The 13,675-nt window shown below is 67.4% G+C and carries 9 protein-coding genes and 1 pseudogene; 8 read left to right on the top strand and 2 right to left on the bottom strand.

Translation table 11 applies throughout. The features are described from left to right. The 4 genes and pseudogenes from ACE3Q8_RS22815 to ACE3Q8_RS22800 all read left to right on the top strand — a co-directional run. Nucleotides 1-1,369: pseudogene (locus tag ACE3Q8_RS22815) on the top strand (DNA-directed RNA polymerase subunit beta); the annotation flags it as partial. 91 nt (nucleotides 1,370-1,460) lie between these two features. Beyond that, nucleotides 1,461-5,654 carry a DNA-directed RNA polymerase subunit beta' gene (rpoC, locus tag ACE3Q8_RS22810; protein WP_374473175.1) on the top strand — a complete coding sequence of 1,398 codons (4,194 nt, stop codon included), beginning with the start codon at nucleotides 1,461-1,463 and terminating at the stop codon, nucleotides 5,652-5,654. Between the two features lie 107 nt (nucleotides 5,655-5,761). Then, a complete protein-coding gene (locus ACE3Q8_RS22805; RefSeq protein WP_374473173.1) occupies nucleotides 5,762-6,091 on the top strand; it encodes a zf-TFIIB domain-containing protein in 330 nt (109 codons plus the stop codon). A 107-nt stretch (nucleotides 6,092-6,198) separates the two neighbouring features. Further along, complete coding sequence (locus ACE3Q8_RS22800) at nucleotides 6,199-7,308, top strand: ferritin-like domain-containing protein (RefSeq protein ID WP_374473171.1); 1,110 nt, start codon at nucleotides 6,199-6,201, stop codon at nucleotides 7,306-7,308. Nucleotides 7,309-7,319: 11 nt separating this feature from the next. Here the strand turns inward: ACE3Q8_RS22800 and ACE3Q8_RS22795 are convergent, their stop codons facing one another. Both ACE3Q8_RS22795 and ACE3Q8_RS22790 read right to left on the bottom strand, forming a co-directional pair. Continuing rightward, entirely contained in the window at nucleotides 7,320-8,042 is a 723-nt protein-coding gene (locus ACE3Q8_RS22795; protein ID WP_374473169.1) for a hypothetical protein, read from the bottom strand. 61 nt (nucleotides 8,043-8,103) lie between these two features. Continuing rightward, the gene (locus tag ACE3Q8_RS22790) at nucleotides 8,104-8,868 is read right to left on the bottom strand and encodes a hypothetical protein (RefSeq protein WP_374473167.1); all 765 of its coding nucleotides are present in this window, start codon (nucleotides 8,866-8,868) and stop codon (nucleotides 8,104-8,106) included. Between the two features lie 319 nt (nucleotides 8,869-9,187). Between ACE3Q8_RS22790 and rpsL the strand changes: the two genes are divergently transcribed. The 4 genes from rpsL (at nucleotide 9,188) to tuf (ending at nucleotide 13,629) form a co-directional block, all read left to right on the top strand. After that, nucleotides 9,188-9,559: a 30S ribosomal protein S12 gene (gene rpsL, locus ACE3Q8_RS22785; RefSeq protein WP_056018026.1), complete on the top strand. Its 372-nt coding sequence runs from the start codon at nucleotides 9,188-9,190 to the stop codon at nucleotides 9,557-9,559. Between the two features lie 12 nt (nucleotides 9,560-9,571). Next, nucleotides 9,572-10,045 (top strand): 30S ribosomal protein S7, encoded by a 474-nt coding sequence (gene rpsG / locus ACE3Q8_RS22780; protein WP_374473165.1) that lies wholly within the window; start codon nucleotides 9,572-9,574, stop codon nucleotides 10,043-10,045. A 265-nt stretch (nucleotides 10,046-10,310) separates the two neighbouring features. Further along, nucleotides 10,311-12,389 carry an elongation factor G gene (gene fusA, locus ACE3Q8_RS22775; RefSeq protein WP_374473163.1) on the top strand — a complete coding sequence of 693 codons (2,079 nt, stop codon included), beginning with the start codon at nucleotides 10,311-10,313 and terminating at the stop codon, nucleotides 12,387-12,389. Between the two features lie 49 nt (nucleotides 12,390-12,438). Continuing rightward, nucleotides 12,439-13,629: an elongation factor Tu gene (gene tuf, locus ACE3Q8_RS22770; protein WP_374473161.1), complete on the top strand. Its 1,191-nt coding sequence runs from the start codon at nucleotides 12,439-12,441 to the stop codon at nucleotides 13,627-13,629. Nucleotides 13,630-13,675: the final 46 nt, after the last annotated feature.

Below are 13,675 nucleotides of genomic sequence, written 5' to 3'. Positions count from 1 at the left end.
GACCCCGGAAGAGAAGCTGCTGCGCGCCATCTTCGGCGAGAAGGCGTCCGACGTCCGCGACACCTCCCTGCGTCTGCCCCCGGGCGTCGCCGGCACGATCGTGGAAGTCCGCGTCTTCAACCGTCATGGCGTCGACAAGGACGAGCGGGCCCTGGCCATCGAGCGTTCGGAAATCGACCGTCTGGGCAAGGACCGCGACGACGAGTTCGCGATCCTGAACCGCAACTTCCAGGCGCGCCTGCGCCAGCTCCTGGTCGGCAAGAACGCCGTCTCGGGTCCGAAGGGCCTGGGCCGCGGCGAGATCACCGAGGAGAAGCTGGCCGAGATCGCGCCGGGCCTGTGGTCGCAGATCGCGCTCGACGACGAGAAGGCCATGGGCGAGCTGGAGGCCCTGCGCCGTCAGTTCGACGAGGCCCGCAAGCGTCTCGACCGCCGCTTCGAGGACAAGGTCGACAAGCTGCAGCGCGGCGACGAGCTGCCGCCCGGCGTGATGAAGATGGTCAAGGTGTTCGTGGCGGTGAAGCGCAAGCTGCAGCCAGGCGACAAGATGGCCGGCCGTCACGGCAACAAGGGGGTCATCTCCAAGATCCTGCCGATCGAGGACATGCCCTACCTGGAGGACGGCACCAGCGTCGACATCGTGCTGAACCCGCTGGGCGTGCCCTCGCGCATGAACGTCGGCCAGATCTTCGAGACTCACCTGGGTTGGGCCGCCGCCGGCCTCGGCAAGCAGGTCCAGCGCCTGCTGGAGGACTGGCAGAACGGCGGGCAGAAGCAGGCGCTCATCGAGCACCTGCGTGACGTCTACGGCCAGACCGAGGAGCTTCCCGACACCGAGGAGGAGCTGATCGAACTCGCCCGGAACCTGTCGAAGGGCATCCCCTTCGCCACCCCGGTGTTCGACGGCGCCCACATCGATGACATCGAGAACCTGCTCGAGAAGGCGGGCCTCGACCGCTCCGGCCAGTCGTACCTGTACGACGGCCAGACGGGCGAGCGCTTCAAGCGCCCGGTCACGGTCGGCTACATCTACATGCTGAAGCTGCACCACCTTGTGGACGACAAGATCCACGCCCGCTCGATCGGGCCGTACTCGCTCGTCACCCAGCAGCCGCTGGGCGGCAAGGCGCAGTTCGGCGGCCAGCGCTTCGGGGAAATGGAAGTGTGGGCCCTGGAGGCCTACGGCGCCGCCTACACCCTGCAGGAGATGCTGACGGTGAAGTCGGACGACGTGGCGGGCCGGACCAAGGTCTACGAGTCCATCGTCCGCGGCGACGACACCTTCGAGGCCGGCATCCCGGAAAGCTTCAACGTGCTGGTCAAGGAGATGCGCTCTCTGGGCCTGAACGTGGAGCTGGAGAACAGCTAGGCGCGGGAACGACGCCGTCCGCATACGCGAGGGGAGGGGCCCGTCAGCTCCTCCCCGCCGCTCTCAAGAATACTGACGAACTGGAAATCCGATGAACCAGGAAGTCCTGAACATCTTCAACCCGGTCCAGGCCGCGCCGACCTTCGACCAGATCCGTATCGCTCTGGCATCGCCGGAGAAGATCCGGTCGTGGTCGTTCGGCGAGATCAAGAAGCCCGAGACCATCAACTACCGCACGTTCAAGCCCGAGCGTGACGGCCTGTTCTGCGCGCGCATCTTCGGTCCAACGAAGGACTACGAGTGCCTGTGCGGCAAGTATAAGCGGATGAAGTACAAGGGCATCATCTGCGAGAAGTGCGGGGTCGAAGTCACCCTGGCCCGCGTGCGCCGCGAGCGCATGGGTCACATCGAGCTCGCCTCGCCGGTCGCCCACATCTGGTTCCTGAAGTCGCTGCCGTCCCGTATCGCCCTGATGCTGGACATGGCGCTCAAGGACATCGAGCGGGTCCTCTACTTCGAGCACTACATCGTCACCGAGCCGGGCCTGACCCCGCTGAAGCAGCACCAGCTGCTGACGGAAGACGAGTACATCCGCTTCCAGGACGAGTTCGGCGACGACAGCTTCACCGCCGAGATCGGCGCCGAAGCTGTCCAGGGCCTGCTGCGCGCGCTCGACCTCAACAAGGAGGCCGACAAGCTCCGTGAGGAGCTGGTCACCACCACCTCCGAGATGAAGCTGAAGAAGGCGTCCAAGCGCCTGAAGCTGATCGAGAGCTTCCTCGAGAGCGGCAACAAGCCGGAGTGGATGATCCTGACGGTGATCCCCGTGATCCCGCCGGAACTGCGTCCGCTGGTGCCCCTGGACGGCGGCCGCTTCGCGACCTCCGACCTGAACGACCTCTATCGCCGGGTCATCAACCGGAACAACCGCCTGAAGCGGCTCATCGAGCTGCGCGCGCCGGACATCATCATCCGCAACGAAAAGCGGATGCTGCAGGAAGCCGTCGACGCCCTGTTCGACAACGGCCGCCGCGGCCGCGTCATCACCGGCGCCAACAAGCGCCCGCTGAAGTCGCTCGCCGACATGCTGAAGGGCAAGCAGGGCCGGTTCCGTCAGAACCTGCTCGGCAAGCGCGTGGACTACTCGGGCCGTTCGGTCATCGTGGTGGGTCCCGAGCTGAAGCTGCACGAGTGCGGCCTGCCCAAGAAGATGGCGCTCGAGCTGTTCAAGCCGTTCATCTACGCTCGCCTGGACGCCAAGGGCCTGTCGGGCACCGTGAAGCAGTCCAAGCGCATGGTGGAGCGCGAGCAGCCGGCCGTCTGGGACATCCTCGACGAGGTGATCCGCGAGCACCCGGTCCTGCTGAACCGGGCGCCGACCCTGCACCGTCTGGGCATCCAGGCCTTCGAGCCCAAGCTGATCGAAGGCAAGGCGATCCAACTGCACCCGCTCGTCTGCGCGGCGTTCAACGCCGACTTCGACGGTGACCAGATGGCCGTTCACGTCCCGCTCTCGCTGGAAGCCCAGCTTGAAGCGCGCGTGCTGATGATGTCGACGAACAACATCCTGTCGCCCGCCAACGGCCGGCCGATCATCGTGCCGTCGCAGGACATCGTTCTCGGCCTCTACTACCTGTCGCTGGCCAAGGACGGCGAGCCGGGCGAGGGCAAGGCGTTCGCCGACCTCAGCGAGATCGAGCGTGCGCTCGACGCGGGCGTGGTCACGCTGCACTCCAAGATCCGCGCCCGTCACACCGAGATGGACGCCGACGGCAACGTGGTGCGCAAGGTGATCGAGACGACGCCCGGTCGTATGAAGATCGCGGCGCTCCTGCCGCATCACCCCGCGCTGGGTCACCGCCTCCTTGAGAAGAACCTCACCAAGAAGGAGATCGGCAACCTGATCGACGCCGTCTACCGGCACTGCGGTCAGAAGGCGACGGTCATCTTCGCCGACCAGATCATGGGCCTGGGCTTCCGCGAGGCGGCCAAGGCGGGGATCTCCTTCGGCAAGGACGACATCGTCATCCCGGCCCGCAAGGCCCCGATCGTCGAAGAGACCCGCAAGCTGGTCGAGGAATACGAGCAGCAGTACGCGGACGGCCTGATCACCAAGGGCGAGAAGTACAACAAGGTCGTCGACGCCTGGGCGAAGGCGACCGACCGGGTGGCCGACGAGATGATGGCCGAGGTCTCCTCGGCTCCCATCGGACCGGACGGGCGTCAGGCGGAGATCAACTCGATCTTCATGATGTCCAACTCGGGCGCGCGGGGCTCGCAGGCCCAGATGAAGCAGCTCGGCGGGATGCGCGGCCTGATGGCCAAGCCGTCCGGCGAGATCATCGAGACGCCGATCATCTCGAACTTCAAGGAAGGCCTGACCGTCCAGGAGTACTTCAACTCCACCCACGGCGCCCGTAAGGGCCTGGCCGACACCGCGCTGAAGACCGCCAACTCGGGTTACCTGACCCGCCGCCTGGTGGACGTGGCGCAGGACTGCATCATCAACGAGGAAGACTGCGGCACGACCCGGGGCATCACCCTGCGCGCCGTCGTCGAAGGTGGTGATGTGCTGGTGTCGCTCGGTCAGCGGATCCTGGGCCGCTTCGCGGCCGAGGACGTCAAGGAGCCGGGCGGCGGCGACGTGATCGTGCCGGCCGACACCTACCTCGACGAGAACATGATCGAGCTGATCGAAAGCGCCGGCGTCCAGTCGGTGAAGGTCCGCTCGGTGCTGACCTGCGAGGCCAAGAACGGCGTCTGCGGCGCCTGCTACGGTCGCGACCTGGCGCGCGGCACGCCGGTGAACATCGGCGAGGCCGTGGGCGTCATCGCCGCCCAGTCGATCGGCGAACCGGGCACCCAGCTGACGATGCGGACCTTCCACATCGGCGGCACGGCCCAGGTGGCGGAGCAGTCGTTCTTCGAAAGCGCCAACGACGGCACGGTCCGGATTTCGGGCGGCAACACGGTGACCAACGCCGAGGGCCACCTGATCGGCATGAGCCGCAACCTGCTCCTGACGGTGCAGGTCGATGGCAAGGACCGCGAGTCCTACAAGCCGCCTTACGGCGCCCGCCTGCGGGTGAAGGACGGCGAGAAGGTCAAGCGCGGCCAGCGCCTGGCCGAGTGGGACCCGTACACGACCCCGATCATCACCGAGGTCGGCGGCCGAGTGCGGTTCGAGGATCTGGTGGACAACTTCTCGGTCCGCGAGGAAGCCGACGAGGCCACCGGCATCTCCAACCGCGTCGTCATCGATTGGCGCGCCTCCACCAAGGGCTCGGACCTGCGTCCGGCCATGGCGGTGCTGGACGAGGCCGGCGCCTACCGTCGGATCTCCAACGGCGGTGAGGCCCGCTACCTGCTGCCCGTGGGCGCCATTCTCTCCGTCGGCGACGGCGACGAGGTGAAGCCCGGCGAGGTGCTGGCCCGTATCCCGACGGAAAGCGCCAAGACGCGCGACATCACCGGCGGTCTGCCGCGGGTGGCGGAGCTGTTCGAAGCGCGGCGTCCGAAGGATTGCGCGGTCATCGCCGAGATGGACGGCCGGGTCGAGTTCGGTCGGGACTACAAGAACAAGCGCCGCATCAAGATCACGCCGGAAGACGGCGGCGAGGCGGTCGAGTTCCTGATCCCGAAGGGCAAGCACATCGCCGTCCACGACGGGGACATCATCCGCAAGGGCGAGTACCTGATCGACGGCAACCCGGATCCGCACGACATCCTGCGCATCCAGGGCATCGAGGCGCTGGCCGACTTCCTGGTGAACGAGATCCAGGAGGTCTACCGACTGCAGGGCGTGCCGATCAACGACAAGCACATCGAGACGATCGTCCGTCAGATGCTGCAGAAGGTGGAGATCCTCGAGCCCGGCGACACCGGCCTGCTCAAGGGCGACCACCTCGACAAGGTCGAGGTCGACGAGGAGAACGCCAAGGCGGAGGCCCGTGGCGGCCGCCCGGCGCTCACCCAGCCCGTGCTGCTCGGCATCACCAAGGCGTCGCTGCAGACCCGCAGCTTCATCTCGGCGGCCTCGTTCCAGGAGACGACCCGCGTCCTCACCGAGGCTTCGGTGCAGGGCAAGATCGACACCCTGGAAGGGCTGAAGGAGAACGTGATCGTGGGCCGCCTCATTCCGGCGGGCACGGGCTCGTACCTCCGCAACCTGCAACGCATCGCCGCCAAGCGCGACGAGGCGCTCACGCAGAGCCGCGAGGAGGCCATGGAGCCGCTGCCGGAGGTCATCTCCGACGCGGCGGAGGCCGAGCGCGTCGAGAGCTAGAACTCGACGCCCCAGAACAAGCGAACGGCCCGGGAGCGATCCCGGGCCGTTTTCTTTTGGTCCTCGCGTTCCTAGATGAGTTGGAGGTTCAACGGAGGAGACCTGCGGTGCCCCTGCTGCTTTGCCCCAACGACAACACCTCGATGCAGAACGTGAACCGCAACGGCGTGGAGATCGACATCTGCCCGACCTGCCGTGGCGTCTGGCTGGACCGCGGGGAACTGGAGAAGATCCTCGGCGACGCGCGCCAGGAACAGAGCGGGATGCAGCAGGACCGCCAGCGGTTCGACCGGGAGGTTGAGGATTTCCACCGCAACCCGGACGCCTGGAAACAGCGCCACCCCTATGACAGCGCCCAGCATCGCTACAAGTACGACGACGACTACCACTACCGGAAAAAGAAGAAGAAATTCGACATCTTCGACATCTTCGACTGAGGCGGCGGACAGCGTGGCCGTTTGATCCCGGTCAAAGATGACGCAGGCGTCATCTTTAACATGCCTTCCGATCCGGCAAGCGCCGGGCAAGGGAAGGAACAAACGCCATGCTGAACGTGCAGGTCGTCGAAGGGCCGCCCACCGAGGTCCAGACGTTCGACGAGGAGGATCTCGCGCACCGGCTGACAGACCACGACGTCGAGGTCATCCGGGAGATCTTCCGGACGCCGCTCACCGGCTCGTACAACTGGGACTACGAGGCGGCGAACTCGAAGATCCGGCGGCTCTACGAGCTCGGTAAGCGGTTCAACTGGAATGCCGAGCTCGACGTGGACTGGAACCAGCCCGCGCCGCCCGTGCCGACCGGGGCGGCGGAGGAGGGTCCGGAAGGCTTCGTCGACCACCCGAAGTGGAAGGCGCTCACCCCCGCCCAGCGGCTCGAGTTCATGGCCCGCTCTCAGGCCCAGACGCTGTCGCAGTTCCTGCACGGGGAGCAGGGCGCGCTGATGGTCGCGTCGCAACTGGTGAGCTGCGCGCCGACCCATGACGCCAAGCTCTACGCCGCCTCCCAGACATTCGACGAGGCGCGGCACGTGGAGGTCTTTCACCGCTACCTCATGGAGCGGTGCCGGATGATCTACCCGATCAATCCCAACCTGAAGGCGCTCCTCGACAAGGTGCTCACCGACGAGCGCTGGGACCTGAAGTTCATCGGCATGCAGATCCTCATCGAGGGCCTCGCGCTCGCCGCCTTCCAGACCATCAAGGAGCAGACCCGCGATCCCGTGCTGCGCGACGTCCTCGAGCTCGTCATGCGCGACGAGGGCCGGCACGTGGCCTTCGGGGTGAACTACCTCGAGGACTGGATCCGCTCGCTGCCGCAGAACGAGGTCGAGGAGCGGGCGCAGTTCGCCTACGAGGCCTGCGTGGTGATGCGCAACCGGCTCGTCTCCACGACGGTGGCCGAGGAGTTCGGCTTCACGCGCGAGGAGGCGCTGGAGATCAACAACGCCAGCCAGGGCGGGGCCGCGTTCCGGAAGTTCCTGTTCGAGCGGATGATCCCGAACCTCAAGCGGGTGGGCCTGCTCACCGAAAGCGCCCGGCCGAAGTTCGAGGAACTCGGCGTCCTGGAATTCGAGAACCTGCAGGACGACGGCATGATCGACTGGGCGACGCTCGAGGCGCCGCTGAACAAGAGGGCCCCGCTCGCCGCCTGAGGACACGGGGCTCAGGGCGGCAGGCGCCCCAGCCGCTTCGCCGCCCGCTTGCTGGGCGGATGGGTCGCCTGGCCGAGCGCGCTCTCGCCGGCCCCGGTGATGTGCGGCTCCCCGTCGTAGTCCGAGGGCTCCGGTGGGATCGGGCGGGGCGCCGGGCCCTCCATGGCCGCGCGGCGGGCGCTCTTGGCGGCGGCCGCGGCGTCCAGCTCCTGGCGCTTGGCCCGCGTCATCCCGAGGCCAGGCTCCAGGAAGGGCGCGTCCTTGGCGCCACGGCCGAAGCGCTCGTCGCAATCCTCACGCTCGGCGCGGTTCAGGCCCACCGCGGCGGTGTTCGCGCACCCGACGTCGCTGCCCCGCAGAACCGTCCGGAGCTGGTCCTTCGGGCTCTCCGGCAGGGGCGCTGGGTGGAAGCCGCCCCGACGGTCGCCCTCCCGGGGCGCCGGCGCGGAGGCTCTGGCCTCCGGGACCGGCAAGGGCGCCACCGGCAGCTCCTCGAGCCGGAACCGCTGGGGCCGGCGGTGCAGGCGGATCGGGGCCGGCGCGGCCTCGCCCGGCGCGGGGGGCGGAAGCCGCGGCATGATCAGGACAGGAATGATCGGCTCGGGCGGGCCGGAGACCTGGGGCGGGGTCCTCAGGACCGGTGCGTGGATGGCCAGCAGGGTGAGCACGAGGCCGTGGACCGCCGCGGATGCGGCGATCGCATAGGTCGTCCGGCGCCGTCTCCGCCCAGCCATCGATTCCCCGCGTCCCTCGGAGCCTATCGAGAACGGCGGTGCGCGGCGAATTCGTGGCGCCTCACGGCGGCGGCACATCGACGTCTGGGGAGAGGGAGCCCGCCGGCGGGTTGATGAAGCAGGGGCCGAGCTTGAGCGCATTGGGCGGCCCCTTCGACTTCTTCCCTGGCCCGAACTGCAGGGCGCAGCCCACCTGCGGCCCATGGCCCTTCATGCCGCGCAGGTCGGGATCGAAGAGGCCTCCGCGACCGGGCGCGCTCTGCGGGGTGGGGGCCCCGTCCGGCGCCTTCGCCTGGGCCACCGCCTCGTAGTAGGCGCGCTTGGCCGGATCGATGGGCGCGGGGATGTAGGCCGCCTGGGCGGCCCCGCGCCCGAGGCGCTCCTCGCAGGCCGCCCGCTCCGCGCGGGACAGGGCCTGCGGGCTGGCGCAGCCCAGGCGGCTGCGCAGGGCCCCGGAGAGGTCCGGGGCGGGACCGGCGGCGAGCGCCGGACCGGGGGCGGCGGCGGCCTCTCCCGGCGTGGCGAAGGGGGCGGGCGGCACGGGGCGCTCGGCGGCGACCAGCGGCGCAACATGGGGGGGCAGGTCCCGCGACCGCACCTGGCGGCGATGCAGCCGGATGGGCCCACCGCCGCCATGGCCGCCGTCGTCGGGCGCCGCGCGCGGCGACAGCAGCAGGGGGATGATCGCCACTGGGGGGCCGGCGGGCGGCGGCGGCGGGCCCTTCAGCCGCGGCGCGTGCACGGCCACCAGCGCCAGCAGCCCGGCGTGGGCGGCGACCGACAGGCCAATCGCGACGGCGCGCCCGCGGCGCTGCGCCCCTGTCATGAGCCCCTTCCATCCGTCCCAAGCTTCAGCTTAGAAGGCGAGGGGCCCGGCGGCGTTTTGATGGCGGGATGTGGGCGCTGCGGCCCGAGCGCCGCGCCCCTTGCGCAAACGTTGACGCGCGGGCGCTTCACGACTATGTAGCGCGCTCTTTCGAGGCGGGGAGTCTTCCCTGTCCGGAGACGTGGTTCCCGCCGGACCGCCAAACCAGGGCGTGCCGGCGAGTTTTTGCGTTCACCGGAAGCCTCGGAAACCCGACGACAACAATAACCCCCATCGAGGCGCTTCGGCCCAACGGCACACGCCTCCGCAGCGAGATTAGATGCCTACAGTCAACCAGCTCATCCGCAAGCCGCGCCAGGACAAGCCCTCGCGCAACAAGGTGCCGGCCCTGAAGGGCTGCCCCCAGCGCCGTGGCGTTTGCACCCGCGTCTACACGACGACCCCGAAGAAGCCGAACTCGGCTCTGCGTAAGGTCGCCAAGGTGCGCCTGACCACCGGCATCGAAGCGGTGTGCTACATCCCCGGCGAAGGCCACAACCTGCAGGAGCACTCCGTGGTGCTCATCCGCGGCGGCCGGGTGAAGGACCTTCCGGGCGTCCGCTACCACATCCTGCGCGGCGTGCTCGACACCCAAGGGGTCAAGGACCGCAAGCAGCGTCGCTCGCTCTACGGCGCCAAGCGTCCGAAGTAAGGATCAGAAGTCATGTCCCGCCGCCGCCGCGCTGAAAAACGTGAAGTCCTCCCGGATCCGAAGTTCGGGGACCTCGTCGTCACCAAGTTCATGAACTACGTGATGTACGAAGGCAAAAAGGCCGTCGCCGAGAACATCCTCTACGGCGCCTTCGACATCCTGGAAGCCAAGCGCAAGGACCAGGGCCCGCTGGAAACCTTCCACGCCGCCCTGGACAATGTCGCTCCCGCCATCGAGGTGCGCTCCCGCCGGGTCGGCGGCGCCACCTACCAGGTGCCGGTGGAGGTCCGTCCGGACCGCCGCCGCGCGCTCGCCATCCGCTGGCTGGTCAACGCCGCCCGCAATCGCGGCGAGAACACCATGACCGAGAAGCTGGCCGGCGAACTGCTGGACGCCTCCTCCAACCGTGGCGCGGCCGTCAAGAAGCGTGAAGACACGCACAAGATGGCCGAAGCCAACCGGGCCTTCTCGCACTACCGCTGGTAAGCGCCCATATCCTGAGCTTTCCGGCGCGGGCGGTTTTTGGGTAAACCCCCCCCCCCGGGGGTGAGGGCCCCCCCCAAACCCCCCATGCCCGCACCCCCAAATGCCCCCACCCCAAAAGCAAAAGTGGCCCCACCCCACCGGGGCCTACCCCCACACCCGCTGTAACGCCCCCATATCGTGAGCTTACGGGCGGGGGGGTTTTGAGAAAACCCGCCCGCGCCGTTCGTTCAGGCCCCCCACGAACGCCCCTTTCCGAGCACCCGCTATGCCCCGCACGCATAAAATCGAAGACTACCGCAACTTCGGCATCATGGCCCACATCGACGCGGGCAAGACGACGACGACCGAGCGGATCCTCTACTACACCGGCAAGAGCCATAAGATCGGCGAAGTCCACGACGGCGCCGCGACCATGGACTGGATGGAACAGGAGCAGGAGCGCGGCATCACGATCACGTCGGCCGCGACGACCGCCTTCTGGAACGGCAAGCGCCTGAACATCATCGACACCCCCGGGCACGTGGACTTCACCATCGAGGTGGAGCGCTCGCTGCGCGTGCTCGACGGCGCCGTGACGGTGCTGGACGGCAACGCCGGCGTTGAGCCGCAGACCGAGACCGTCTGGCGTCAGGCCGACAAGTACAAGGTTCCGCGGATCGTGTTCGTCAACAAGATGGACAAACTCGGCGCCGACTTCGACAAGTCGGTGGAGTCGATCCGCGATCGCCTGGGCGCGAAGGCCGTTCCGATCCAACTGCCGATCGGCGCCGAGTCCGCCCTGCGCGGCCTCGTGGACCTCGTCCGCATGAAGGCGGTGGTCTGGGACAACGACGGCCTGGGCGCGAAGTACCGGGACGAAGAAATCCCGGCCGACCTGAAGGAAAAGGCCGAGGCCGCCCGCAACTACATGATCGAGAACGCCGTCGAGCTCGATGACGAGGCGATGGAAGCGTACCTGTCGGGCGAAGAGCCGTCCGAAGAGGTGATCAAGAAGTGCATCCGTAAGGCCGTGCTGACCGGCGCCTTCTACCCGATCCTCTGCGGCTCTGCGTTCAAGAACAAGGGCGTGCAGCCGCTGCTCGACGCCGTCGTCGACTACCTGCCGTCGCCGGTGGACATCCCCGCGACCAAGGGCATCGACTTCCGGACCGAGGAAGAGATCGAGCGCAAGGCGTCGGACGACGAGCCGCTGTCCATGCTCGCCTTCAAGATCATGGACGACCCGTTCGTGGGTTCGCTGACCTTCTGCCGCATCTACTCGGGCAAGCTCGAGACCGGCATGGGCCTGATGAACTCGACCCGCGACAAGAAGGAACGCGTCGGCCGCATGCTGCTGATGCACTCCAACAACCGGGAAGACATCAAGGAAGCCTACGCCGGCGACATCGTCGCCCTGGCCGGCCTGAAGGAAACCCGCACCGGCGACACCCTGTGCGATCCGAACCGCTCGCCGGTCATCCTGGAGCGCATGGAGTTCCCGGCCCCCGTGATCGAGATCGCGGTGGAGCCCAAGTCGAAGGCCGACCAGGAAAAGCTGGGCGTCGCCCTGGCCAAGCTGGCTGCCGAGGATCCGTCCTTCACGGTCTCCACCGACCACGAGTCGGGCCAGACCATCCTGAAGGGCATGGGCGAGCTGCACCTCGACATCAAGATCGACATCCTGAAGCGCACCTACAAGGTGGAAGCCAACATCGGCGCGCCGCAGGTGGCCTACCGCGAGACCATCTCGCGCCGGGCCGAGATCGACTACACCCACAAGAAGCAGACCGGCGGCACGGGCCAGTTCGCCCGCGTGAAGCTGGTGTTCGAGCCGGGTGAAGTGGGTTCGGGCTTCATCTTCGAGTCCGCCATCGTCGGCGGCGCGGTGCCGAAGGAATACATCCCCGGCGTCGAGAAGGGCCTGACCTCGGCCAAGGAAAACGGCCTGCTGGCCGGCTTCCCGGTGATCGACTTCAAGGCCACCCTGGTGGACGGCGCCTTCCACGACGTCGACTCCTCGGTGCTGGCGTTCGAAATCGCCTCCCGCGCGGCCTTCAAGGAACTGCGCGAGAAGGGCGGGGCGAAGCTGCTCGAGCCGATCATGGCCGTCGAGGTCGTGACCCCGGAAGAGTACCTGGGCTCGGTGATCGGCGACCTGAACGGCCGCCGCGGTCAGATCCAGGGCCAGGACGTGCGCGGCAACGCGACCGTCATCAACGCCTTCGTGCCGCTGGCCAACATGTTCGGCTACGTGAACAACCTCCGGGGCATGTCCCAGGGTCGGGCCCAGTTCACGATGCAGTTCGACCACTACGAGGCCGTGCCGCAGGCCGTGGCCGACGAAGTGATCAAGAAGTACGCCTAACTTCCAACCCTAGTTTAGAGGACAGGCCCGGACAGGGCTGGAGCTTGAAATGGCCAAAGAGAAGTTCGAACGTAACAAGCCGCACTGCAACATCGGCACGATCGGCCACGTTGACCACGGCAAGACGACGCTGACGGCGGCGATCACGATGACGCTGGCGAAGTCGGGCGGCGCGACGGCGAAGAAGTACGACGAGATCGACGCGGCGCCGGAAGAGAAGGCGCGTGGGATCACGATCAACACGGCGCACGTGGAATACGAGACGACGAACCGTCACTACGCGCACGTGGACTGCCCGGGTCACGCCGACTACGTGAAGAACATGATCACGGGCGCGGCGCAGATGGACGGCGCGATCCTGGTGGTGTCGGCGGCCGACGGCCCGATGCCGCAGACCCGGGAGCACATCCTGCTGGCGCGTCAGGTGGGCGTGCCGGCGCTGGTGGTGTTCATGAACAAGGTCGACATGGTCGACGACGAGGAGCTGCTGGACCTCGTGGAGATGGAAGTGCGCGAGCTGCTTTCGTCCTACCAGTTCCCGGGCGACGACATCCCGATCGTGAAGGGTTCGGCGCTGGCGGCGGTCGAGAACCGCGACCCGCAGATCGGCGAGGAGAAGATCCTCGAGCTGATGGCGGCGGTGGACTCTTACATCCCGCAGCCGGAGCGTCCGATCGACCAGCCGTTCCTGATGCCGGTGGAAGACGTGTTCTCGATCTCGGGCCGCGGCACGGTGGTGACCGGCCGGATCGAGAAGGGCATCGTGAAGGTGGGCGACGAAGTCGAGATCGTCGGCATCCGCGACGTGCAGAAGACGACCTGCACGGGCGTCGAGATGTTCCGCAAGCTGCTGGACCAGGGCCAGGCGGGCGACAACGTGGGCGTGCTGCTGCGCGGCACGAAGCGCGAGGACGTGGAGCGCGGCCAGGTGCTGTGCAAGCCGGGCTCGATCACGCCGCACACCGAGTTCATGGCCGAGGCCTACATCCTGACGAAGGAAGAGGGCGGCCGTCACACGCCGTTCTTCACCAACTACCGTCCGCAGTTCTACTTCCGGACCACGGACGTGACCGGGATCATCAAGCTGAAGGAAGGCGTGGAGATGATCATGCCCGGCGACAACGCCGAGCTGCTCGTCGAGCTGATCACGCCGATCGCCATGGACCAGGGCCTGCGCTTCGCCATCCGCGAAGGCGGCCGGACCGTCGGCGCCGGCGTGGTGGCCAAGATCATCAAGTAAGCGCAAGCTGACCTGATCCACGACAGAGGCCGCCGGGGACACCCCC

This window comes from Phenylobacterium sp. (genome assembly GCF_041913825.1).
In the GTDB taxonomy this organism is placed as follows: domain Bacteria; phylum Pseudomonadota; class Alphaproteobacteria; order Caulobacterales; family Caulobacteraceae; genus Phenylobacterium.
The sequence above is the reverse complement of the archived record's forward strand: the minus strand, read 5'-3'. Positions and strand labels throughout refer to the sequence as shown.